We start from the raw sequence: 25,749 nt of genomic DNA on the forward strand, positions 1-25,749 counted from the left end.
ATCGGATCAATGACAGCCTGGAGTATTTTCTCCGGCGTTTCTGCCGCCACTTTTTCGATCTCAACACCACCTTCCGTTGATGCCATAAATACAACTTTACGTGAACCACGGTCGATAACCGCGCCAAGGTAAAGTTCATTGGCGATATCACCCGCAGCTTCAACTAAAATTTGTGACACTGGCTGGCCATGTTCATCAGTTTGAAAAGTAACTAAGTTCTTACCTAACCAATGTTCCGCAAACGCGGTGATTTCATCTTTAGATGTTACCAGCTTAACGCCACCTGCTTTGCCACGTCCACCGGCGTGAACTTGACATTTAACAACCCATTTATCGCCGCCAATTTTGTCAGCGAAAGCTGCAGCTTCATGGGGTACGTTTGTTGCGTAACCTTCTGGAACTGGCAAACCATATTCAGCAAAAAGTTGTTTTGCCTGATACTCATGCAGATTCATGCTCGTATATCCATTTTATTAGCCACTAGGGCTTGTCCCGAAAACTTACGCCTCAACATAAGGCGTAAGCAACTTAATAATTAAAACTAAATATTACACATCTAAAAGAAGACGAGTTGGGTCTTCTAATAATTCTTTTACTGTTACCAAGAAACCAACAGATTCTTTACCATCAACTAGACGGTGATCGTAAGAAAGTGCTAGGTACATCATAGGTAGAATTACAACTTGACCATCAACAGCCATTGGGCGGTCTTGGATTTTATGCATACCCAAGATTGCGCTTTGTGGTGGATTGATGATTGGTGTTGACATTAATGAACCAAATACACCGCCATTTGTAACTGTAAAGTTACCGCCAGTCAGGTCTTCAATTGACAGTTTACCGTCTCGACCTTTAAGCGCTAGTTGTCGAATATTTTTCTCGATATCAGCAAGACTCATCGTATCACAATCACGTAGTACTGGTGTTACTAAGCCGCGCGGTGTTGAAATAGCGATACTCACATCAAAATAGTTGTGATAAACAATATCTGTACCATCAATTGATGCGTTCACTTCAGGGTAACGTTTTAGCGCTTCAACGACAGCTTTAACATAGAAAGACATGAAGCCTAAACGGATACCGTGACGCTCTTCAAATACATCTTTATATTGCTTACGAATATCCATGATAGGTTTCATGTTTATTTCATTAAACGTTGTTAGCATTGCTGTCGAGTTTTTAGCTTCAAGCAGACGTTCAGCGATACGCTTACGAAGACGTGTCATTGCAACGCGCTTTTCAGTACGACCAGCTTGCAGTGCAACTTCAACTACAGGTTCAGCGGCTTTAGCTACTGGAGTTGGTGCCGGTGCTAATGCTTTTTCAACATCTTCTTTGGTGATTAAGCCATTTTTACCCGTGCCCGTGATCTTAGCGGCATCTAAGCTATTCTCAGCAATAAGACGGCGAACAGCAGGACTTGCGTCTACTGATTCTTCGCTTGTTGCAGCAGGTTTATCTTTTGTTTCTTCACCGGCAACAGCGCCAGCTTTTAAGCGACCAATCACTTGCTGACCAAGAACAGTTGCACCTTCATCTTCAAGAATTTCAACAAGAACACCAGATTCTACAGCTGGAACTTCTAGAATAACTTTATCGGTTTCAATCTCTACAATTACTTCATCACGTTCAACTGCATCGCCTGGGCGTTTATGCCAAGTCGCTACCGCTGCGTCCGCTACAGATTCAGGTAGTACAGGTACTAGAATTTCAATTGTCATTTTCATAATTCCTTTAATAAACTATTTCTGCGCAACAGTTAAAGCATCTTCAACAAGAGCTAACTGCTGTTTAGTATGTACAGACATATAACCGACTGCTGGTGATGCTGATGCAGCACGTCCAGCATAACTTAATTTAGCACCTTGCGGGATTGCTTCCCAGAAGTGATGCTGACTTGAATACCAAGCACCCTGATTCTGAGGTTCTTCCTGACACCAGACGAACTGCTCTACATGTTGATACTCAGCAAAGACAGCTGCAATTTCCGCATGTGGGAAAGGATAAAGCTGTTCAATACGCACAATAACAACATCCGTCTGCCCCGATTTACGACGTGTTTCGAGTAAATCGAAATAGACTTTACCACTACACATAACCACACGTTTTACTTGCGTTGAATCAAGTTCATCAATTTCACCAATAATATTTTGGAACGTACCTTCAGCAAGCTCTGACAAGTCAGAAATAGCTAATGGGTGACGTAACAATGATTTCGGTGTCATGACGATCAATGGACGACGCATAGGACGTACAGTTTGGCGACGAAGCATATGATAAACTTGCGCAGGAGTACTAGGTACACACACTTGCCAGTTATGCTCAGCACACATTTGCATATAACGTTCTAAACGTGCAGATGAATGCTCAGGGCCTTGTCCTTCATAACCATGTGGTAACATTACTGTTAAGCCACACATACGACCCCATTTCTGTTCACCAGAAGAAAGGAATTGATCGAATACAACTTGCGCACCGTTGGCGAAATCACCAAATTGTGCTTCCCAAATAGTCAAGCCACTTGGCTCTGTTGTCGCATAACCATATTCAAATGCTAATACCGCTGCTTCAGACAATACAGAATCGTGAATAGTTAGCTCGGCTTGTTCAGGTTTTAAATTAGCTAATGGTGTATACGTACTTGCGTTATCTTGATTGTGTACAACAGCATGACGATGGAAGAAAGTGCCACGACCAACATCTTGTCCAGTAATACGAACCTTGTAGTTTTCATCAAGTAATGTGGCATATGCCAATGTTTCGGCAAAACCCCAATCACATGGCTTCTCACCGTTTGCCATTGCAATACGATCTGTATAAATCTTCTGTACACGAGATTGGATCTTGTGTCCTTCAGGTACAGCCGTCATTTTCAATGCAAGATCAGAAAGTGTTTCTTGAGCCACTTGAGATTGATACGGCATATCCCATTCGTGTTTTAGGTATGGATTCCAATCAACCGAATGTTGTTGCATTGGGCGCCATTCTTTAACAACACAATCACCATGATCAAGTTGGTCACGATATTCGTTAATTAGACCAGTTGCTTCAGCAGCATCAATCACGGTTTCATTAACTAACTGATCAGCATAAATTTTACGAGGTGTTGGGTGCTGTTTAATTTTTTTATACATTAATGGCTGTGTTGCACTCGGCTCATCAGCTTCATTGTGACCGTGGCGACGATAACAAACTAAATCAATGACAACATCACGTTTGAATGTATTACGGTAATCAAGCGCAATTTGTGTTACCAATACAACGGCTTCAGGATCATCTGCATTTACATGGAAGATTGGAGCCTGCACCATTTTTGCAATATCCGTACAATATTCTGTAGAACGCATATCTTTTGGATTTGATGTTGTAAAACCAACTTGGTTATTTATAACAATTCGAACTGTACCGCCAATACCATAAGCACGGGTTTGTGACATGTTAAATGTCTCAGCAACAACACCTTGCCCAGCAATTGCAGAATCACCATGAATTGTAATCGCCAGTACTTCGTCACCGTTTGTGCTACCAAGACGCTCTTGACGTGCACGAACAGATCCCATAACAACTGGATTTACAATTTCTAAATGCGATGGATTAAAAGCAAGTGCTAAATGTACATTCCCACCTGGGGTATTAAAATCTGAGCTGAAACCTTGATGATATTTAACATCACCGGCTCCCCATACATCACTGTGTTTACCAGCAAATTCATCAAACAGATCAGCTGGTTTTTTACCCAGTACGTTCACCAGCATATTCAGTCTGCCGCGATGGGCCATGCCAATCACAGCTTCTTTGATACCTTGTTCACCACTACGACGAATTAATTCTTTCATCATTGGAATTAGTGCATCACCACCCTCGAGGGAGAAACGTTTTGCACCAGGGAACTTAGCACCTAAGTATTTTTCTAGACCTTCGGCAGCCGTTAAGCTTTCCAAAAATCGTAATTTATCTTGTTGTTCGAATTCAGGACTACTTTCAACAGACTCTAAACGACTTTGAACCCAACGTTTTTCTTCTGTTGATACAATGTGCATATATTCAGCAGCAATTGAACCACAGTAAGTTTTTTGTAGCGAAGCATAAAGGTCACTTAACTTCATACTTTCTTGGCCAATTGCGTATGAACCAACATTAAAGTTAGAATCAAAATCAGCATCAGAAAGTGAGTGAAATTCAGGGTCTAGATCTTGTACACGGTCACGGGTCCATATTCCTAGAGGATCTAGGTTTGCGTGTTGATGACCACGAAAGCGGAAAGCATTAATTAACTGTAATACTTTAACTTGTTTCGAATCGTTATGTGGGTCGCTTACTTGAGCAGCATATCGAGAGGTTTCTTTCGCAAGACGAATGAAATAATCCTTTACAGGACCGTGTGGAACTTCTTTAGTATTATCAACTTTAGGTAGACCTAAAAATACAGTTTGCCATTCTTCGCCTACTGAATCTGGATCTGCTAAAAATTGCTCATATAAATCTTCAATATATGTCTGGTTCGCACCGGCTAGATGAGAGGATTCTAACCAGGCTTTCATGACGTTATTCTGCATTCTCTGCCCTTTTTACTTTAAATGTCCACCGCGCCAGAGATGGTAGCAAAGATTTCTAATTACTGGCCATTCCCAACGGAATGACCATTGTAACTAAAAACTAACAAAAAACATTGCTACACCGCACGTTGTAGTAACATGGATTTAATATTACCGATTGCTTTTGTAGGATTTAGGCCTTTAGGACACACATTTACACAGTTCATAATACCGTGACAACGGAATACACTAAACGCATCGTCTAATTCAGATAAACGTTGATCAGTTGCTGAGTCACGACTATCGACTAAGAAACGATAAGCCGCCAATAAACCAGCAGGACCCACGAACTTATCAGGGTTCCACCAGAACGATGGGCATGACGTAGAACAACATGCACATAAGATACACTCATACAGGCCATCTAGCTTTTCGCGTTCTTCAGGAGACTGAAGGTTCTCACGAGCCGGAGGAATAGCACTGTCGTCTGTAATTAAGAACGGTTTAATACGTGCGTAGTTATCATAAAACTGTGACATATCAATCACAAGGTCTCGAACCACAGGCAAGCCTGGTAACGGACGAATTATGATCGTTTTGCTCACATCCAAATCAGAAAGCGGGGTAATACATGCAAGGCCGTTTTTGCCATTCATGTTTACACCATCAGATCCACATACACCTTCACGACAAGAGCGACGGAAAGATAGTGAAGCATCATTTTCTTTTAGCAGAATAAGTGCATCCAGAACCATCATGTCCGAACCTTCAGGAACTTCAAGGTTCATTTCTTGCATTTTAGGTTTGCTATCAACATCAGGGTTATAGCGATAAATTGAAAATTTAACTTGCATAGGTATCCCCTCTGTTTAGTAAACGCGTGCTTTCGGCACAAAGTGCTTCAGCTGTTCTTCAGTTAACAAGTTCGGTGATAAGTTCACTTCACGAGTTGTCATTTCTTCACTTGTCGGTAAATACAGTGAATGACATAACCAGTTCGCATCATCACGATCTGGGTAATCAAAGCGACTGTGAGCACCGCGACTTTCTGTACGGAAATTAGCTGCATGTGCTGTTGCATAGGCAGTTTCCATCAAGTTATCAAGCTCTAGACATTCAATACGCTGAGTATTAAATTCTGTTGACGTATCATCTAAACGTGCATTATCTAAACGTTTACGAATAGTACGCAACTGCTCAAGCCCTTCAGCCATTGACTCACCTTCACGGAATACCGAGAAGTTAAGTTGCATACATTGTTGTAAATCTTTACGGATTTGAACAGGATCTTCACCGTTTTGATTGTTTTCCCAACGATTTAGACGCTCAAGAGAAGTATCAATATTGGCGTCTGTTGCTTCTTTTGGTTCAGGGATAGTATCCAGCGCAGTACCAAGGTAGTTACCTGCAGCACGACCAAATACAACTAAATCAAGCAGTGAATTACCACCTAAGCGGTTTGCACCATGCACAGATACACAAGCGATTTCACCAACAGCAAATAAACCAGCAACAACTTCCATGCTACCGTCTGCTTTGCGTGTTAATACTTCACCGTTAACATTTGCAGGTAAACCACCCATCATGTAATGACACGTTGGAATAACAGGAATTGGTTCTTTTACTGGATCAACGTGCGCAAATGTACGAGATAATTCACAGATACCAGGCAAACGTGACTCAAGCACTTCTTCACCAAGGTGATCAAGCTTAAGTTTAATGTGTGGACCCCAAGGGCCATCACACGCACGACCTTCACGGATCTCTGTCATCATTGAACGAGCAACAACGTCACGACCAGCAAGATCTTTGGCGTTGGGCGCATAACGTTCCATGAAACGTTCGCCATCTTTATTTAGTAGGTAACCACCTTCACCACGACAACCTTCAGTTACAAGTACACCAGCACCTGCAATACCTGTCGGGTGGAATTGCCACATTTCCATATCCTGAACTGGGATACCAGCACGGATAGCCATACCAACACCGTCACCAGTGTTAATGTGTGCATTCGTCGTTGAAGAATAGATACGACCTGCGCCACCAGTGGCAAATACCGTTGCTTTTGATTTGAAGTAACAGATTTCACCCGTTTCAATGTCAATTGCGGTACAACCAGTGATGATGCCATCATCATTTTTAACAAGGTCTAATGCATACCATTCAGAGAAAACTTTGGTTTCGTTCTTTACGTTTTGTTGATAAAGAAGATGCAGTAATGCATGACCGGTACGATCGGCTGCTGCTGCTGTACGAGCCGCTTGTGCGCCACCGTATGCAAGAGACTGACCACCAAATGGACGTTGGTAAATAGTGCCATTTTCAAAACGTGAGAATGGTAGACCCATATGCTCAAGTTCTAAAATTGCTTCGGGACCGGTTTTACACATAAATTCGATAGCGTCTTGGTCACCGATGTAATCAGAACCTTTAACAGTATCGTACATGTGCCATGTCCAATCATCTTCATGTGAATTACCTAATGCAACAGTAATACCACCTTGAGCAGATACGGTATGTGAACGAGTTGGAAAAACTTTAGATAAAAGCGCACAACTTTTACCTGACTTAGATATTGATAGCGCAGCACGCATACCAGCGCCGCCGGCACCGATTACTACTGCATCAAATTCGCGAACTGGAATACTCACTTATAACCCCCAAAGAACAACAAAACCAACAAGCGCATAAATAAATGCAGTGGTTGTTAGAACAAACTGTAATGCACCACGTAAACCAGTCGGTTTAACATAGTCAGTTAATACCTGCCATACACCAATCCACGCATGGATGACGATAGCTATAAGGGTAAGAAGGGTGAATACTTTGTTGCCAGTACTTGCAAAAAAATCAGTCCATACTTGATAAGTAAGGTCATTAAATGCAACGAAACCAACAAAATAAAATGTATATAATGCCATGATGATAGCAGTAGCACGGATCATGATAAAATCATGAGTACCACTACGGCCATAACTTGCAGCGTTAGTTACCATACCATTATCCCCGCTAGGATTGATAAAACAGCGGTTGCAACAAAAGATACTTTCGCACTTAATGCACCCGATTCAAGTTCTTCGAAATAACCCATGTCCATCAATAAATGACGGATACCACCAGCAATATGATATGCCAGTGCCGTTAGGATTCCCCAAAGAATGAATGTACCAAAGAAACCAGACACAATTTCTTGTGCATTTTGGAAACCTTGTTCAGAAGATAATGATTCTGTCAGTAGCCATAATAGGATACCCACTGCAACCAGCATTATTACACCTGAAATTCGGTGTAGAATCGATGCGATTGCGGTGATTGGCATGCTTATAGTCTGCAGATCTAAATTTATAGGTCTTTGCTTTTTCACGATATCGCTCACTCAGCTCCATTGAGCATAATTATTATTATATTGACGTGGATCACAGGATTGTATTATTTTCATAACATAATCCTTTCAAATGAAAGCCCTTGTTTATTTCTTGTTCAAAATGTAAATAAAATAACAATTTTAATCACTTACGTGCTAATAACAAAATTAAAACAAGGACTCTTGACCCGCAAATAAGTATACCTATATCACAATTTATTTACAATTATAAAAGGTGTTATCGCAACATTTACGTCAAAATTGAAACATAGGTTAACCTTTTAGTGTTTTTTCATTGATTATTTTGCAACAAAATTGACATTACCAGTGAATAGAGGTAGCTTTACTTTCGAATTTCATGAAGAAATCTAATTATAAATAAGCAAAGGAGACGTGCTATGGCTAATCAAAAGGCCACGTTAAACCTACCCGGCCAAGAGCCAGTTGAATTTCCAATTTTATCTGGTACAGCTGGTCACGATGTTATCGACATTCGTACCCTAGGTAGTAAAGGATATTTCACCCATGATCCAGGTTTTATGGCAACGTCATCGTGTGAGTCTAAAATTACTTATATTGATGGTGTAGAAGGTATCCTACTACATCGCGGTTATGCTATTGATGATTTGGCATTTAATGCAGATTATTTAGAAGTTTGTTATATTATTCTTTATGGTGATGCGCCCACTAAAGAGCAGTACGAGCAATTCAAAGCAACAGTACACAAACATACTATGGTGCATGAACAATTTGCATCATTCTTTAAAGGTTTCCGTCGCGATTCACACCCGATGTCAATTCTTTGTGGTGTATCTGGCGCACTTGCAGCGTTTTATCACGATTCACTTGACGTGACGAATCAACGTCACCGTGAAATCTCGGCATTCCGTTTATTATCAAAAATGCCAACGATTGCTGCGATGTGTTACAAATATTCAATTGGACAACCTTTTGTATATCCGGACAACAGCCTTTCTTATGCTGGTAACTTCTTAAAAATGATGTTCTCAGTACCATGTGAAGAATATTCGGTTAATCCTGTTGTTGAAACTGCGATGGACCGTATCTTTACACTGCACGCTGATCATGAACAAAATGCATCGACCTCTACAGTTCGACTTGCAGGTTCATCAGGTGCTAACCCATTTGCTTGTATTGCTGCCGGTATTGCGTCACTTTGGGGTCCTGCTCACGGTGGAGCCAATGAAGCTTGCCTAACAATGCTTGAAGAAATCGGTAGTGTTGATCGTATTCCTGAGTTTATCGCTCGTGCGAAAGACAAAGATGACCCGTTCCGCCTAATGGGCTTTGGTCACCGCGTTTATAAGAACAAAGATCCACGTGCGACAGTAATGCGTAAGAGCTGTCACGAAGTGTTAAGCGAACTAAACATTGATGATCCACTATTAGATGTGGCAATGGAACTTGAGCGTATTGCGCTTGAAGACCCTTATTTCATTGAGAAAAAATTATATCCAAATGTAGATTTCTACTCAGGCATTACATTACGTGCTATTGGCATCCCAGTTTCTATGTTCACGGTTATTTTTGCATTAGGCCGTACTGTAGGTTGGATTGCACATTGGAACGAAATGTTAAGTCAACCTGGACAGAAAATTGGTCGTCCTCGTCAGTTATATACTGGTGAAGCGCACCGTCCATTTGAGTCGGTAAACAAAAAATAATACTTATATAAGGTAATTACTTTATTTAGTAACAAGGCTTCTGAGAATATTCAGAAGCCTTTTTTATGCCTATCTATTCACTATAACTACTAGTACTGCCTAATTAATTTCGCTTGTAATGTTTCGGTTAGTTGCGCACTCATCATCGCTCTCAGCGCAGCAGGCTTAACCAGTTTGCGTAATAAACCTACTTTAGCCGCAGCAGCCTTATCAGCAATGCCAACCTCTGTGGTCGCGGTAATAAGGATCGCAGGCGTAGTCGGATTTATTTCTCTTAATGTAGAGATTAATGTCAGACCATCCTCGCCATTGTCTAATTGATAATCTACCAACAAAATATCAAAATCACATTGTTTAAATAACGTCTTCGCACTCGCGATTGAGTTGGCACCATAAACTTCACAATCCCAACTGCTCATCAGTTCTAACATGCCTTCCAAAATCGCAGGGTTGTTATCTATACACAGTACAGCAGTCCCAGTAAGGTCCGAAGGGACAAGGATAGGTGCTACATTGTCTTGTTGTAATGCGGAGGCCTCATACAGCTGTAAACTAAATCGACAACCTCGACCTTCAATTGAATCAAGACTCAGTTGATGCTGCAGTAAAGCCGACAAGCTATTACAAATACTAAGACCTAAGCCTAATCCATCATTCGAACCATTATTATCCTCTAATTGGCTAAACTGTTCGAACACCCGAGTTTGATCTTTTACCGCAATACCGGGACCATTGTCCAATAGCTGGATACTCAACTGGCCACTTTTGCGACGACAACCGAGCAATACGCGCCCAGGACTCGCATACCGAAACGCATTACCAATTAAATTTTGTAAGATACGACGTAATAAATGTTTATCTGTATTAACCCAATGTTTGGTCGACATAATGGTAAAAATAACGCCACTTTGTTTAGCGGCTTCTGAAAACTCATTAGCCAGTTGACTAAATAAGTCATTGAGCGCGAATGTTTCTATATGTGGTGTAATACTGCCGCTCTCTATTCGCGCAACTTCCGCTAAATTAACAATCATTTCGTTCGCTACTTTTAAGGATAAGTCGATACTACTGACTTGGCGCTGCTGATTTTCATTTAATGTCGACTGGCTTGCCAGTGCTGATGTAAACAAACGTGCAGCTTCCAACGGTTGCAATAAGTCATGGCTACACACTTGTAAATAATGACTTTTTTTACTTAACGCCTCATCAGCCACCACCCTAGCTTTAGCGAGTTCCTTATTGGCTTTTTCTAATTTTTTAGTGCGCTCAGCGACTCTTGTTTCTAGATCTTGGTTAGCTTCTTTTAATACCTGTTCAGCTTGTCTGAAGGCGGTAATATCTGAAAACACCATTAAAAATCCACCATCAGGTAATGGATTGCCTTCTATTCGAATTACTTTGCCATCTTCACGCAACCGCTCGGAGTTATGTGACTGCCTTAAACGCAGAAAATCGAGACGTTTTTTAACATGATCTTCAATATCACCGCTACCACACAAACCGCGCTTAGCATTAAAGCGAATTAATGACTCAACCGAGCAACCAACACGAAGTATATCGTCCGGATAATCAAACAACACCGCGTACTGTTTATTCCAAGCCACGAGTTCGAGCTCATCATTAACAATTGAGATCCCGTCTCTGGTATTTTCTATCGCACTTTTCAGTAAATTTTGACTAAACTCCTGGCGATGGCTTGATGCATTTCCCACTAAGGTTGCCAGTTCATCCAAAGCAAAATCATGCCCATCTAATGCCGAATTGAGTACCAAACGTGCCGACGAAGAACCCATTACACTCGATAACACTTTCTCTGTATGCTCAACTGCATGCTCTGATTTTTCCTTTGCGGTATAGCCTAAAGTGACAGCTAGTTGGTCAAAAGCCTGAAAACTTTCAGATGCTTTATCGTCACCAACAAATTGTGCTGTGAGTAGCAATAACTCATCGACTGATATGGCTTGTCGTTTCGATTTAGCTTTACGCTTGCTTTCAACTAATGATGCTGGCAGCTGGCGCTTTAAAAACAACGCCCCTTGTATACGCTCTTGAATGCTCGATCTGGTCACTAATGATATAACAATCATTGAGACAGTATTAACCGTAAGGCAGAGCAAGTTGATCGCTGTTGAACTGGCAAAAGCAGTACCTGTAAGTGGCCCTTGATAGAAGCCGAGTTGCGGCAAAAAGTTAAACAGTGTCCATAATGAAAAACCAATCGTAATCCCCGTAAATACACCTTTCAATGTTGCTCGGCGCCAATAAAAAGCCGCAACTAATGCCGGAGTTAGCTGTGCCAACGCCCCTAATGCAGTCGCCCCTAAGCTCGATAAGGCCGTCGGAGGAATAAATAGAAACACCAGGTAACTGAGTAGAATAACAAACAGGACTAAGACTTTTCGAATGTTAAGCAGTTTTAATCTAAATGCATGGTATTGCGTGGGGTGTTTATTCTTCTTAAATAGAAACGGGAATACAATTTCATTGCTGAGCATAGTACTTAACGCAATGGTTGATACGATCACCATAGAACTTGCTGCTGAAATAGCCCCTAAAAATGCAAGCAGCGTCAGCCAAGTTTGATCTTGATACCAAGGTAATACTAAGACATACATGTCCGCAGGCACGCTATCACCGAGTAATAAATAGCCCGCTAATCCAAGCGGCGCAGAAAAAAACGCAAACACTAAAAGGTACAATGGAAAAACGCGGCGACTTAACCATGCATCTTGTTCATCACGTAACTCAACAATCATGACGTGGAATTGTCGCGGTAACACGAAAAATGCCGCCATAACAACAATAATCATCCCAAACATAGCGCTTAGGTCTGGAAATTGTAAGGCACTTGCTAACTCATTATTGGCACTGGCTTGTTGCCAAATATCCTGTGGTGAATCAAACACCATATAACAAATAAAAATACCGACACTAGCAAAGGCGATTATTTTAACTAACGCTTCAAACGCAATCGCCAGCATAATACCAGGGTGACGCTCCGTAACGTCAATATTACGAATACCAAACAACATGCTAAAGCCAGCCAGTACACAACTAGTGACTAAGCCAAGCTGCCAAGGCATAAAGTCTTGCTGGATTTGTAATTGCTGAAAGGAATAGACAATCGCTTTAATTTGCAAGGCGATATAAGGCATGGTGCCCAGTAGCGATACCAGCGTCACCAGTATCGCTAAAGCATGCGACTTACCAAAACGGGCAGCGAGTAGATCGGCAATAGAAGTTAAGTTAAAACTAATACTGGTTTTAATAAGACGTTGCAGAAAAGGCCAAGCAAATGCAAGTAATAATATTGGCCCAAGATAAATCGGTAAGTACGAATAGACACTGCTAGCAGCCTGCCCTGTCGTGCCAAGAAAGCTCCACGACGTGCAATAAACGGAAACAGCAAAAGCATAAATTAGCGCTTGCCGTTTACCCTGGATCAGATTGCGAAATTTATCGCCTAAATAAGCAATTAAAAATAATAAAGCGATGTAAAGAAAACTTAATAGCATCAACTGCCAATTTGCGAACATAACATAACCCACTGATAAACTAGAGCAAAGTTTCAAACTCGCTAATATAATTGCCACCTTTAATGGAGGCGATCAGTCTTAATTTATAACTTGTTGAAGTGTTAGCTAATTCACGCAGCGGTGTTTGTGCTTGCCAATAATAATGACTTTCTATCTGCGTCAGGGGATATGCAGTACTAATATTGTCTTCATTAACGAGAAATAAAACGACGTTATCAAGCGGAAAAGTCGAATTAATGACCGTTGAACCGGCCTTATCAAATACGTTGATTTTAAAATCACCACTTATTAATACACATTCACCAGCGAGTACTTCGCAACTAGCTTCAGGATTTAAGGTGATTAATTTAGTTTTATCAGCATCGCTTTCAATAAAGTAGTCCGAGGCGATATAGCCGAATACAGCTAATAATGGCGCGATCAGCACTGCCACTTTGGTATGTTTATTCATGAACTTATTCCTTTAAGCTATCACTATATTCTGCGACATCGAGTTGCCCTAACATCATTGCAGCTTGTGTTCTATTGCGAACATTTAGTTTACGAAAAATGGCACTGGCATGCGCTTTGACAGTCGCTTCTGCAACACACAATTTATCGCCAATTTGTTTATTAAGCAGGCCTTCAGAAAACATCATTAATATCCGATATTCTTGAACCGTTAAACTGGCAATGGCTTCACCCGCCACATCACTTGGTGCGACTTTAGCTTTCTCAAATGATCCAGGCACCCATAACTGGCCAGCTAAAACTTGGCTGATCGCGGTAATAATGGTCGGTACCGATTCAGACTTAGGTACAAAACCTGATGCACCGTGCTGCATAGCCTTACCAATAATGGTTTCGTCACTGTAGGCGGAAATCACGACTACAGGGATATCAGGGTATTGCTTCCTGATACGAATTAGATGATCAAATCCATGTGCGCCGGGAATATTGAGATCCAACAACAATAAATCGGCATCCGCATTATGCAGTAAACAATCGCTGATACTTTCGACAGTTTCGGCCTCAAGCCATTGCGTGGTTTCAAATTGTTCTTTTAAGGCAATTAACAATGCTTGGCGAAAAAGTGGGTGATCATCAGCGATGATAATTTTTTCTGGCATTACGTGCATATTCATCCATGTATTACTACAAATAATTAACCTCCACTATACATGACACCATGTTATCAAACTGTGACGAACTTAACTTGCTCAGCTAGAAGCATACGCCTACGCTAGTTGAAAGTGCTTGTGATCAAAGACTTAAGTTTAGTGTGACCTTTTAGCTCGGAATGTTGCACTTTTGCCATAAATAATTCTGCGGTTGCAATAGCATCGTTTAAGGCATTGTGGGCTGAATAATGGGGTAAGCCATATTCCTGCCGCAAATTAGCCAAGTGTAAGATCGATGGTGCATAGGTTTGATTGCACCGATCATGACGTTTTTTAGCCAATGCTAATGTATCAATAACTGGAAATACCGGCGCCATGCCATACAATTTTATACAGGCTTGCTCAAGAAAGGATTTTTCAATCTGCGCATAATGAACCAGCATTGTTTTACCAGCCAAGGCTATTAATAAATCTTCGACAACACTTGCTAATGGCCGCCCACTGGCTTTTTCTTGATCTGTAATTGTGTGTATAGTGACATTGTCACTTTCGAGTTCACAATGCGCCGCGACAATTTGATGATAACAACTGTCCAAACGAATTTGATTTCTAGCCAGTTCCACATAACCAATACTCAATATACTGTCTTGCTTAGCGTTAAGGCCTGTCGTTTCAAAATCAACAGCTAAAATATCGCTGTCCATAATGGCTTGCTCAAGATTAATAATCGGCACACTTAAGTATTGCTTCAAAGCCCCTTCAGGTGCTTTATCAAGTAAGCGTTTGCGTTGTGCCTCTAAACTAAAAAAAGAATGTATCAAATTCATCATATGTCCTTATCAATCAGTTTATCTTGCCACGTCATTTCACTGGCAACGATGTTATACAACTTGCTGCTAACGCCTGTGATTGACAGTTACACCATTTGTCGATAACTCTGCATCGCTTTAATTACCTTAAATGCATCTTTTAAATGTTCCCTCTCTAATCGAGAAATCTCTTTGGGTAACAAGTAGCTATCAGCCTCTTCCCCCTTAGTTAACTGCTTTGCCTGATGCTCTGCACGTAGCATACCTAACAATTCAAATGCATCTATCAAGTTAGCCGACTCAGTGCGACTCAACGATGGGGTACCCGCAGCTAGCCTTAAACGCATGATGGTATTAACATCTTCAATACCTTCAGCCAGTGCATAAATACGAGCCAGGTTAATAATCGGTGCCAAGCCATTATGCTTAAGATCCAGCCCTTTTTTATTCTTACCATCATGAATAAGCACAAAGTCACGGAAAAATCCTAATGGCGGTTTATGTAATAACGCATTGCGGGATAGATGTGCTTGAAATAACGTGTTTTGCTGCGTTTTTTGTAACATGTTACGGCGTACATCTTGTAACAACTGAATGTCCCCATGTACGGTCGCGAGATCAAAAAATACACTACTATTTAACAATGCTTGTGGATCAGGTTGGGTTACCCAATCGGTAAAATAGTCTTGCCACACCTGCTTTTTCTGTCGCCATTGTGAGTTAGTGGCCATAATATTACCGGGGCAATAAATATAACCGCATGCGGCTAAACCATCACAAACAAAGTGCGCAAATGCCTCAAACCATGCTTCTTGCTCAGGTGTTGCACTATCATCAATGATCAGCGCATTATCTTGATCTGAATACACTAACTGTTCTTGTCGTGCCTGCGAGCCAGCACATAACCACGCATAGGCAACAGGGGCTTTACCAAGTTGTAACTCTGCTAACTCAATTAACCGAATGGTAAATGCCATGGTTAGTGCACTAATATTTTTACCTAAATAATCGGCGCTCGCACCTAGCTTAGCCATGCTCAGCTGTAGTTTAGGCAACATCAAACTTAGTTCAACCAAAGCCTCGACAGAACTGGCTTTATGGATCACCGAACTTAAATTGACCGCATGATGGCCCTCTTGATTCATTAAGTCCGTAGCAGTCAACATACCAATCAAAGCGCCATGCTTAGTCACTGGAAGATGATGTATGCGCTGGCTTATCATTAAGGCCAATGCGTCATGACCACACAGCTTAATATCAATCGTTGCCATATTCGCTGTCATGATCTCTGTCACTAGGCATTGACTACTTAATCCTTCAGCGACACACCGACGGCGAATATCTTTATCGGTCACTATACCGGTCGGTTGACTTTCGCTCGTAATCACGAGACACGACACACCTTTTTCTGTCATGTATTTAGCGGCATCTTGAATACTCGCCTGAGTGGAAATGGTGATCGCTGGACTACTGTAATAATCAGTGATCGGCGCATTGGTTAAACTAGATGCGATTAAGGCAGATTCGTTTATTGCCCCCATCTTGTTTTGTAATCGCTGCGGCGCCGTTTGCAATAAGAACTGCAACACCTTGGGTTGGTCAACTAATAATCCTTCCAACTCATTAAAACCAATAGCATAAAGCAAGCAATCTTCTTCAACACGTAAACTTACCTGTAACGCTTGGGTATCAGGCTGGCATAACACACTGCATAAATCACCTTCCGAAAATTTACCTTGTAGCTCATCACTTCCATTGTAATAAGCAAGCACGCCTTTTTTGACGATATACAACATAATTTGACCGCTGTGATCAACATCCAAGCGAGTGTTATTGCGGTAATAGCCGATTGAAGCGCGTTTTGCAATAAGATGGCAATCCTGATCATTTAATAAATTAAAAGGCGGAATGACTTTAATAAAATCAACAATATCATTTAACGCTATATTCATATCTTCACCCTAGCCTGCTAATCACCAGTATTTATGACTTACTTTGTATGATCAGTTTTAACCTATTTACCTTTAAATCGTCAACGCCATAAATAATATATAGACGAAAGTTGTATAGGGTTATTTTTTAAAGGTTGCTAGATTTACAACAGGCTAGTGCGAACACCTACGATTTGTTATTCAAGTTAAGGACAACTTATTTCGGTGATCAGCAACTAACTAATTTTATATATTAAGATTTAATCGTTTTTTTTGGGAGAAAGGATATGGAACAAGAAAACGCCTATTGGCAAACCAATATACGACTCATATTAACCTGTTTAGTAATTTGGTTTGTGGTGTCGTTTGGCTGTGGCATTTTATTCGTCGAGCAATTGAATGAATTTAGACTCGGTGGATACAAGCTTGGTTTCTGGTTCGCACAACAAGGGTCTATTTATACCTTCGTTGGTTTAGTTTTTTGGTATGCCGTACAGATGAATAAGCTGGACAAAAAACATAATGTTGAGGAAGAATAAATGACCGAATTAAAACTCTATACCTATATTGCCGTATTCGGCTCGTTTACCTTGTATTTTGCCATTGCTTGGTTTGCCCGCGCTAAAACAACCAGTGATTTCTATGCCGCCGGTGGTGGTATTAGCCCATTACAAAATGGTATGGCGATCGGTGCCGATTGGATGAGTGCAGCATCGTTCTTATCGATGGCAGGTCTTATTGCGTTTTTAGGTTACGGTGGTTCAGTATTCTTAATGGGTTGGACGGGTGGTTTTGTACTCCTTGCGACCTTACTTGCGCCTTATATGCGTAAACATGGTAAATTTACCGTGCCCGAATTTATTGCAGACCGTTACGACTCAAAAACCGCACGTATCGTCGCAATTGTTTGCTTAATCGTAGCATCGGTTACTTATATCATCGGACAGATGAAAGGTGTGGGTGTTGCTTTTTCTCGCTTCTTAGAAGTTGATTACGACCTGGGCTTAGGCATAGGTATGGTTGTGGTTTGGGTATATGCCGTATTAGGTGGTATGAAAGGTATTACTTATACGCAAATCGCACAATATTGTGTACTTATCTTTGCTTATACAATTCCAGCAGTATTTATCTCATTACAACTCACTGGTAATCCCATCCCACAACTCGGTTTAGGTAGTACCCTTGCTGATGGCAGCGGTGTTTATCTACTTGATAAAATCGATATGGTGGTAACCGACCTCGGCTTTAACCAATACACCACTGATAACATGGGTGGCACCTTAAATATGTTCGCGTATACCCTATCATTGATGATTGGTACAGCTGGTTTACCACACGTAATTATGCGCTTCTTTACCGTTCCAACAGTAAAAGATGCGCGTGCATCAGCTGGTTACGCATTAGTATTTATTGCCTTACTTTATACTGTCGCACCAGCGGTAGGGGCAATGGCACGTTTCAACCTAATGAACACGATTGAACCAACAGCAGGTCAACCACTTGAATATGAAAAGCGCCCACAATGGTTTAAAGACTGGGAAAAAACCGGTCTGTTAAAATTTGAAGACAAAAATGGCGATGGCAAAATTCAATATGTTGCTGACCCAGTTTAAAATGAAATGGTAAAAGTTGACCGTGACATCATGGTATTAGCGAATCCAGCTATTGCAAACCTGCCAAACTGGGTGATTGCATTAGTTGCCGCTGGTGGCCTTGCCGCAGCGCTCTCAACTGCTGCAGGTTTACTACTGGCCATTTCATCCGCCATCTCGCATGATTTAATGAAAGGTATTTTAACACCACAAATGACCGAGAAAGCCGAACTTAAAGCAGGCCGTATCGTCATGACTATTTCAATTATCATCGCAGGTTACCTTGGTTTAAATCCGCCTGGATTCGCCGCCGGTACCGTTGCCCTCGCCTTTGGTTTAGCTGGTTCATCGCTATTCCCAGCGTTAATGATGGGTATCTTTTCGAAGAAGATTAACGGTACAGCAGCCGTATCAGGTATGTGTGCAGGTTTAGGTATCACTATGTTGTATGTATTCCAACATAAAGGCATCATGTTTATCCCAGGTACTTCGTTCCTAGGCGGCATGGAAGAAAACTGGTTCTTTGGTATTTCACCTAATGCATTTGGTTCAGTCGGTGCAATCGTTAACTTTACCGTGGCCTTTGTTGTCACTAAAGTAACTGGTGATGCTCCACTACACATCCAACAGCTAGTTGAAAACTTACGTTTCCCACGTGGTGCAGGCGCAGCAGCCGACCATTAATAATCAGCTATACCGCGATTGAAATAATCCAATCGCGCTATAGCTGTAATAAGTTAGATCATAAATTAGATAATAAAAATGCCGTTCACATGTGAACGGCATTTTTGTATCTACAATTGCTAAGACTATTTAGAACATAATCTATAAATCAATTTGTAAGAGGATAAACGATATAAATAACAATCACTTGTTAAAGTTATTAATTATTGCCCATTAACAATGTTACGTACTACAACCAGATCTTCAGGTGTATCAACACCAGCTGCCGGTGCTTCAAGCGCCTCTGCAACATGAATTTTCTCACCATGCCAGAGTACGCGTAACTGCTCTAATGATTCAATGTGCTCTAATTCAGTTTCTTGCCACTGAACATAGTCACGAATAAAACCAGCGCGGTATGCGTAGATGCCAATATGACGTTGGTAGACAGGTTTAATCTCTGTCACCGGTTGGTGCATAAAGTTATCACGATGATACGGGATCGGCGCTCGACTAAAGTACAAAGCGTAACCTTGCTTATCCGTCACCACTTTCACGGCATTCGGATTAAACACTTCTTCGACATCAGTAATAGCAACAGACAATGTCGCCATACGTGCTTCGTTTTGAGTGCCCAGATTTGTCGCAACTTGTTCAATAATACGCGGAGGGATGAGTGGCTCATCACCTTGTACATTAACGATAATGTCATCATCATTAAAGCCGAGCTTACTGCAAACTTCAGCTAACCGTTCTGTACCCGAGTTATGATCAGGTGACGTCATGCAGACTTCATAACCTAATGCCGTCACCGCCTGTTCAATACGCACATCATCGGTAGCAATAACTACACGTGAAGCACCACTTTGCAACGCTTGCTCAGCAACGCGTTGGATCATTGTTTTACCACAGATATCAACTAACGGCTTACCAGGTAAACGGCTCGACTGGTAGCGTGATGGGATAATAACAATAAAACTCATTTAGCTAACTCTGCAGCAGTTAACTGACGCGCTTTCGTTTCAAGTAATACAGGGATCCCTTCCGTGATTGGATAAGCAAGACGGTCTGCATTACAGATAAGTTCATTACTACTTTTATCAAAATGCAATTTACCTTTACAAACAGGGCAAGCAATAATTTCAAGTAAGTTATGATCCAAAGTCATGGTTTAATTCCTTTAATTTTAATAATAACAGCGGTAAAAATTCGCTATCTAAACTTGCATTTACCGGTAAATAATACCAATTATCCTGAGCGAAAGACTGACACTTAACCGCATCTTTTTCAGTCATAATAACGGTTCGCCCCCCTGCAAACTGATTAATTTCAGCGGCAGTAAAAGCATGATGATCAGGAAATGAAAGATGTTCTTCAATCACATAATCGTGTTTTTCTAATGTGTTATAAAACCGCTGTGGATTACCAATACCGGCAATAGCAACACAGGCAACTTCGGTACTCGGTGTGGCCGCTTGATTATTACTCACTTTGCGTAACGGCGCGGCAACCAAGCGCATGTTAACCTCGCCAGCTAAACCGTTACCACCATTACAAATAACAACATCAGCAGTTTTTAAACGCCAAGCGCCTTCACGTAACGGCCCCATAGGTAATAAGTGACCATTGCCAAGGCGGCGTTTGCCATCGATAACAATAAGCTCAATGTCTCGCTGCATCGCATAATGTTGTAAACCATCATCAGTGATAATAACGTCAACATCAAAATTAGCTAACAAGTGTGCAGCTGCATCAGTGCGCACAGGGCTAATAACAAGTGGGCATTGCGTGCGTTTATGTAACATAAACGGTTCGTCGCCGCTATGTGCCACAGGAGAATCGCTATTAACAATATAGGGATATTGTGGTGCTTTCGAGCCATAACCTCGGCTGATAATCCCCGGTTTGTAACCCGCCGCTGTTAGCTGTTCACATAAGTAAACAACCAAAGGTGTTTTACCTGTGCCACCCACAGTAATATTACCGACAACGATAGTCGGTACTGCAGGTTTAACACTGGCTTTAATGCCAAGCTCAAATAGCTTACGACGGCTGCATGTAATTGCAGCAAACGTGACACTTAAAGGGGCCAGTAACCACTTTGACCAATGGTTACCGTACCAAATATCCTCTTCAATTTTCACACTAAGTCCTATTTTTAACGCCAAGCGCGAGTTTAACCGCCAAGTTGTAAACGGTGTAATTGTGCGTAGTGCTCACCTTTTGCAAGGAGTTCTGTGTGCGAACCACTTTCAATTATAGAACCAGCTTCGAGAACTAAGATACGATCGGCCGCTTCAATCGTGGTTAAACGATGGGCAATCACTAACGAGGTTCTGTCTTTTTGTAATATCTCAAGCGCTTGTTGAACCTTTTTCTCAGATTCAGCATCCAGTGCCGACGTTGCTTCATCAAGAATTAAGATGGGTGCATCTTGTAACAAGGCACGCGCAATGGCCAGACGTTGACGTTGACCACCTGATAGCATCGCGCCGTTTTCACCTACCATAGTATCAAAACCATTATCAAAGCCTTCAATAAATTCTAATGCATTGGCTTTAGTCGCAGCCTCAATAATCTCTTCACGTGTCACTTCGTTAAAACGGCCATAAGCAATATTCGCGGCGATTGTGTCATTAAATAAATGAACATTTTGCGATACTAAGGCGATCTGGTTACGTAATGATTTCAATTCATAGTCATGAAGAGGCCTATCATCAATGCTAATCTCGCCTTTCTCTATCTCATAAAAACGCGTAATCAAACTAGCTAATGTTGATTTACCACTACCCGAACGACCAACCAGCGCGATCATCTCACCGGGTTGTGCGGTAAAGTTCATATTCTCAATCAAACGCGCACTCGCTGTTGGATAAGTAAAATCAACATTTGAGAAGGTAATTTTACCTGCAACACGTTCTGGTATATAAGTACCTGTATTTTTCTCTGCTTGGAGATCAAGAATATCAAATAAGCTGTTACACGCCGAGATTGCTTTTTGGATTTCAGAGTTAACGTTTGTGATGTCACGTAATGGACGTAATAATGCCATCATAGAACCGACAATAGCCACGAACTTACCCGGTGTAAGCTCCGCACGGATAGATTCAAAAGACGCAAGATATAACACCACACCGAGTGCAAATGAAGCCACAATTTGTACTAGTGCATTACTCGCGGCACTGGTTGTCGCCATTTTCATTTGTTGCTGACGAATATGATTACTTACAGAACCAAAACGTTCACGCTCTGTTTCATGTCCTGCAGACATTAATACGTCTTTATGACCATGCAACATTTGCTGCGCGGTTGATGACACATTACCCATCGCTTTTTGTAAGCGATGACTAATCACACGAAAACGACGGCTCACAGTGCCAATAATGATACCGACTAGTGGTGCAATAAATAATAGCACCAGGGATAACTGCCAGCTTTGGTAGAACATCCAAATAAGCAAACCAAGAATAAACGCACCGCTTCGGAACACATTTACGATTGTTTTAGATGCTGCGCCTGATACTTGGCTTGAATCATAGATAATTTTTGATACTAATTCACCCGATGGGGTTTTATCAAAAAAGCTCACAGGTAAATGCATAAGATGATCAAATAACTGACGTTGTAAACGCATTACTACGGTATTACCCGCTTTCGCCATGCAATAACTTGAACCAAATGACGCTAAACCACGTAAGGTTACCATGCCGACCACAAACAATGGCATCCACTTCAAGAATGCTGAGGTTTCAGCGTTAAAGCCATCATCGACAAGCGGCTGTAAAATATTAAGTAACGTGGCATCGACAATACCGTAACCAAGCATAGCTAGGATACCAAAACCTAAGGTGGTTTTTAAGTCGAGAACATATATAGAAAATCGCTTGACTGTTTGCCAAGCTGTACGCTGTTGATCCATGAAAACTGTCTTGTTATTGAGATAGACCGCCATTTTAAACCTAGGTTAGCTAAAACTCCAAACTTTCAATGCATAGAATCCCATAATAACTGTTTTTTAACCATATTAACGAAAAAGGGCTAACCCCAGTGGATCAACCCTTTAATGACTATGCTGTCAGCAAACTCTACAAAAGTAGCGATTTTATTTAATCAACATACCTTAGTTAATAAAACATACGCAGATTAATAAAAAGGCTGACATCGAGTTATGCCGCGTTACTTTTATCTTCCGCTATTTTAGTCTGTTGAGATGGTTCTACAATTTGCGTATTGCCACCAATTTTTAACAACCATGCTAACGCAGGTAGGAAACACAAAGCACCCAGCATATTCCAGATAAACATGAAGGTCAGCATTAAGCCCATATCCGCTTGGAATTTTATCGGTGATAATACCCAAGTACATACGCCAATCGCTAAAGTAATACCGGTAAATGCAACGGCTTTACCGGTACTTGTTAATGCATATTGATAAGCATCTTGTAAACTATCACCCATTTTCAAACGGGCAGATAATTGGCTATAAATATAGATACCGTAATCGACACCAATACCGACACCGAGTGCAATCACGGGTAAAGTGGCCACTTTAACACCTATGCCTAATGTCGCCATTAACGCCTGCCCTAAAATCGAGGTGAGCGCTAAAGGCAAAATAATACACAGTAAAGTCTTCACCGAGCGGAAAGTTAGAAAGCATAATAATGCAACCACACCATATACCCACATTAGCATTTGGTATTGAGCTTTTTCAATCACACTATTGGTTGCCGCTTCAATACCTGCGTTACCAGCCGCCAGAGCAAAGTTAACACCTTCGGTTTTATTTGCAGCAGTATAAGCCGTAATATCAGCAATAACGGTCTCAAGTGTATTGGCTTTGTGATCATCGAGATAAATAATCAGCGGTAACATGCTGCAAGTATTATTCATAAACGCAGCTGGTGCACGGCCTACAGCTGCATTTAACACCAGTTGATTAGGGCTTAAACCTTGCCATTTAGGGTTACCCTCATTCATACCGACAATCGCTTTTTTAGCAATGGTTGCGACAGAAAGCGTGGATTGTACCCCTGGAATACCTTGAACATGTGCTTGTAACTGATTCACCGCATTTAAAGTGTGGTAACTACTACACTGCTCTGCAGGTGTTTCAACCATCAATACCATGATGTCAGTACTTGCTTGGTAATTGTTGACCACATAAGCATTGTCTAGATTATAGCGACTGTCTGCACGTAACTCGGGGGCGCCCGCATCCAGATCTCCAATTTTTAACGCTTGGCCTTGATATAAACCGACAGCCAAACAAACCAGACCAAATAGTAACGCCGACTTAGCCCATTTAGCATCTGCAAAACGGCTAAATACGGTGACAATTAACGGTGTTTTAGATTGCTCTGCGAGCAAGTATTTTATACCAGCAGGAGATACTCCTGTCCAGGACATCAAAATAGGTAACAAGACCAAGTTGGTTAACAAAATAACCGCGACACCAACACTTGCTGCGGTGGCTAAATCTTGAATCACCTGAATTTCAATTACATTTAAAGTAATAAAACCAAGGCCATCACTTAACAAGGCGATCAAACCAGGAATGGCCAGCGATCTAAACGCAAGACGAGACGCTTGCTCCGCTTTATTACCTGCAGCCATATGTTGCCCGATTGCACTAATCAGCTGGACACCGTGGCTCACCGCGATCGCAAACACTAAAAATGGTACTAGCATAGAGTAAGGATCAAGCCCTTGCCCCAGTAAATTAAGCAAGCCGAGTTGCCAAATAACCGCAACTAAGGCGCAAATTACCGTCACCAGAGTACTTCTTAAACAACGGCTGTAAAAATACAACAGAGCAAAAGTAATGACGATAGCAGTTAAAAAGAAAATAACGACTTCGGCCGCGCCAGCAATCAGGTCACCAACCACTTTAGCAAAACCGGTAATGTGAACTTTCACGCCGTTTACTTCATACTTACTGCGTATTTCTTCTAACGTTATAGAAAGTTGATTATAATCTAACGGTTTACCTGTATCTGGGTTTATGCTCATTAAAGGTAATAAGAACACTGCAGATTTAAAATCATCACCGACTAAATAACCAACTTGACCAGATAGCATCACATTGCGACGTAATCTGTCTAGCGTCCGCTGGCTACCATCATAATCACTGGGAATAACAGTACCACCGACAAAACCATCTTCAGTGACCTCAGCCCAAGTTACATTTGCAGTCCAAATTGATTTCATCCCCGAGCGATCAACACCAGAGATAAAAAACAATTCATCATTTAAGGTGCGCATTTGCTCTTGAAAATCAGCATTAAAAATATCACCGTTTTCATTTTCAATAACAACCCGTACACTATTGCCTAAGCTAGCTAACTCTTGCTTATAATTTAAATAATTTTGAACATATTCATGTTGCACTGGGATCATTTTTTCAAATGAAGCACTTGGTCGTACTAAACTGGCGTTATACGCCAAAAAACCGGTAAGTAACACAATAAATGCAAAGACGATATATTTAAAACCAAATAACTGTTTCTCGATCCAAATAGTAAACTTTTCCATA

General features: G+C 41.3%; 19 protein-coding genes and 1 pseudogene. 3 read left to right on the top strand and 17 right to left on the bottom strand.

What is annotated here, in order from left to right; genetic code table 11:
* The 7 genes from QNK26_RS09955 to sdhC all read right to left on the bottom strand — a co-directional run.
* The coding region (locus tag QNK26_RS09955) for an ATP-grasp domain-containing protein (protein ID WP_319222620.1) at window positions 1-455 on the bottom strand (455 nt) is incomplete at its 3' end.
* A 93-nt stretch (window positions 456-548) separates the two neighbouring features.
* Entirely contained in the window at window positions 549-1,721 is a 1,173-nt protein-coding gene (odhB, locus tag QNK26_RS09960) for a 2-oxoglutarate dehydrogenase complex dihydrolipoyllysine-residue succinyltransferase (protein ID WP_319222621.1), read from the bottom strand.
* A gap of 21 nt (window positions 1,722-1,742) precedes the next feature.
* Window positions 1,743-4,556 (bottom strand): 2-oxoglutarate dehydrogenase E1 component, encoded by a 2,814-nt coding sequence (gene sucA / locus QNK26_RS09965; RefSeq protein ID WP_319222622.1) that lies wholly within the window; start codon window positions 4,554-4,556, stop codon window positions 1,743-1,745.
* Window positions 4,557-4,672: 116 nt separating this feature from the next.
* Window positions 4,673-5,389: a succinate dehydrogenase iron-sulfur subunit gene (locus QNK26_RS09970; protein WP_319222624.1), complete on the bottom strand. Its 717-nt coding sequence runs from the start codon at window positions 5,387-5,389 to the stop codon at window positions 4,673-4,675.
* A 15-nt stretch (window positions 5,390-5,404) separates the two neighbouring features.
* Window positions 5,405-7,186, bottom strand: coding sequence for a succinate dehydrogenase flavoprotein subunit (sdhA, locus tag QNK26_RS09975; protein WP_319222626.1), 1,782 nt, complete (start codon window positions 7,184-7,186; stop codon window positions 5,405-5,407).
* A complete protein-coding gene (sdhD, locus tag QNK26_RS09980) occupies window positions 7,187-7,531 on the bottom strand; it encodes a succinate dehydrogenase, hydrophobic membrane anchor protein (RefSeq protein ID WP_198435433.1) in 345 nt (114 codons plus the stop codon).
* Window positions 7,525-7,911 carry a succinate dehydrogenase cytochrome b556 subunit gene (gene sdhC / locus QNK26_RS09985; RefSeq protein WP_413816357.1) on the bottom strand — a complete coding sequence of 129 codons (387 nt, stop codon included), beginning with the start codon at window positions 7,909-7,911 and terminating at the stop codon, window positions 7,525-7,527. The genes sdhD and sdhC overlap by 7 nt, the downstream gene beginning before the upstream one ends.
* Window positions 7,912-8,297: 386 nt before the next feature.
* Between sdhC and QNK26_RS09990 the strand changes: the two genes are divergently transcribed.
* Entirely contained in the window at window positions 8,298-9,584 is a 1,287-nt protein-coding gene (locus QNK26_RS09990) for a citrate synthase (RefSeq protein WP_319222629.1), read from the top strand.
* An 89-nt stretch (window positions 9,585-9,673) separates the two neighbouring features.
* Here the strand turns inward: QNK26_RS09990 and QNK26_RS09995 are convergent, their stop codons facing one another.
* From QNK26_RS09995 to QNK26_RS10015, 5 genes are all read right to left on the bottom strand, one after another.
* Window positions 9,674-13,120, bottom strand: a complete 3,447-nt coding sequence (locus QNK26_RS09995; RefSeq protein WP_319222630.1) for a PAS domain-containing hybrid sensor histidine kinase/response regulator — start codon at window positions 13,118-13,120, stop codon at window positions 9,674-9,676.
* A gap of 19 nt (window positions 13,121-13,139) precedes the next feature.
* On the bottom strand, window positions 13,140-13,571 hold the full coding sequence (locus QNK26_RS10000) for a hypothetical protein (RefSeq protein ID WP_319222632.1): 432 nt from the start codon (window positions 13,569-13,571) through the stop codon (window positions 13,140-13,142).
* 4 nt (window positions 13,572-13,575) lie between these two features.
* Entirely contained in the window at window positions 13,576-14,238 is a 663-nt protein-coding gene (locus QNK26_RS10005; RefSeq protein WP_319222634.1) for a response regulator transcription factor, read from the bottom strand.
* A gap of 104 nt (window positions 14,239-14,342) precedes the next feature.
* Entirely contained in the window at window positions 14,343-15,047 is a 705-nt protein-coding gene (locus QNK26_RS10010) for an exonuclease domain-containing protein (RefSeq protein ID WP_319222653.1), read from the bottom strand.
* An 89-nt stretch (window positions 15,048-15,136) separates the two neighbouring features.
* Window positions 15,137-16,981 carry a DUF294 nucleotidyltransferase-like domain-containing protein gene (locus QNK26_RS10015; RefSeq protein WP_319222636.1) on the bottom strand — a complete coding sequence of 615 codons (1,845 nt, stop codon included), beginning with the start codon at window positions 16,979-16,981 and terminating at the stop codon, window positions 15,137-15,139.
* Window positions 16,982-17,247: 266 nt separating this feature from the next.
* Here QNK26_RS10015 and QNK26_RS10020 point away from each other — a divergent pair, with 266 nt between their 5' ends.
* A complete protein-coding gene (locus QNK26_RS10020) occupies window positions 17,248-17,499 on the top strand; it encodes a DUF4212 domain-containing protein (RefSeq protein WP_017222232.1) in 252 nt (83 codons plus the stop codon).
* Window positions 17,500-19,236 (top strand): annotated as a pseudogene (locus tag QNK26_RS10025) (sodium:solute symporter family protein).
* A gap of 203 nt (window positions 19,237-19,439) precedes the next feature.
* Here the strand turns inward: QNK26_RS10025 and kdsB are convergent.
* The 5 genes from kdsB to QNK26_RS10050 all read right to left on the bottom strand — a co-directional run bounded on the left by kdsB (window position 19,440) and on the right by QNK26_RS10050 (window position 25,748).
* The gene (gene kdsB, locus QNK26_RS10030; protein WP_319222639.1) at window positions 19,440-20,198 is read right to left on the bottom strand and encodes a 3-deoxy-manno-octulosonate cytidylyltransferase; all 759 of its coding nucleotides are present in this window, start codon (window positions 20,196-20,198) and stop codon (window positions 19,440-19,442) included.
* Window positions 20,195-20,383: a Trm112 family protein gene (locus QNK26_RS10035; RefSeq protein WP_319222641.1), complete on the bottom strand. Its 189-nt coding sequence runs from the start codon at window positions 20,381-20,383 to the stop codon at window positions 20,195-20,197. The genes kdsB and QNK26_RS10035 overlap by 4 nt, the downstream gene beginning before the upstream one ends.
* A complete protein-coding gene (lpxK, locus tag QNK26_RS10040; RefSeq protein WP_319222643.1) occupies window positions 20,367-21,359 on the bottom strand; it encodes a tetraacyldisaccharide 4'-kinase in 993 nt (330 codons plus the stop codon). The genes QNK26_RS10035 and lpxK overlap by 17 nt, the downstream gene beginning before the upstream one ends.
* Before the next feature lie 32 nt (window positions 21,360-21,391).
* Window positions 21,392-23,134 carry a lipid A export permease/ATP-binding protein MsbA gene (gene msbA / locus QNK26_RS10045; RefSeq protein WP_319222645.1) on the bottom strand — a complete coding sequence of 581 codons (1,743 nt, stop codon included), beginning with the start codon at window positions 23,132-23,134 and terminating at the stop codon, window positions 21,392-21,394.
* 247 nt (window positions 23,135-23,381) lie between these two features.
* A complete protein-coding gene (locus QNK26_RS10050) occupies window positions 23,382-25,748 on the bottom strand; it encodes an efflux RND transporter permease subunit (protein ID WP_319222646.1) in 2,367 nt (788 codons plus the stop codon).
* Window position 25,749 lies beyond the last annotated feature (1 nt).

The sequence above is a fragment of the Moritella sp. genome, assembly GCF_033791185.1.
In the GTDB taxonomy this organism is placed as follows: domain Bacteria; phylum Pseudomonadota; class Gammaproteobacteria; order Enterobacterales; family Moritellaceae; genus Moritella.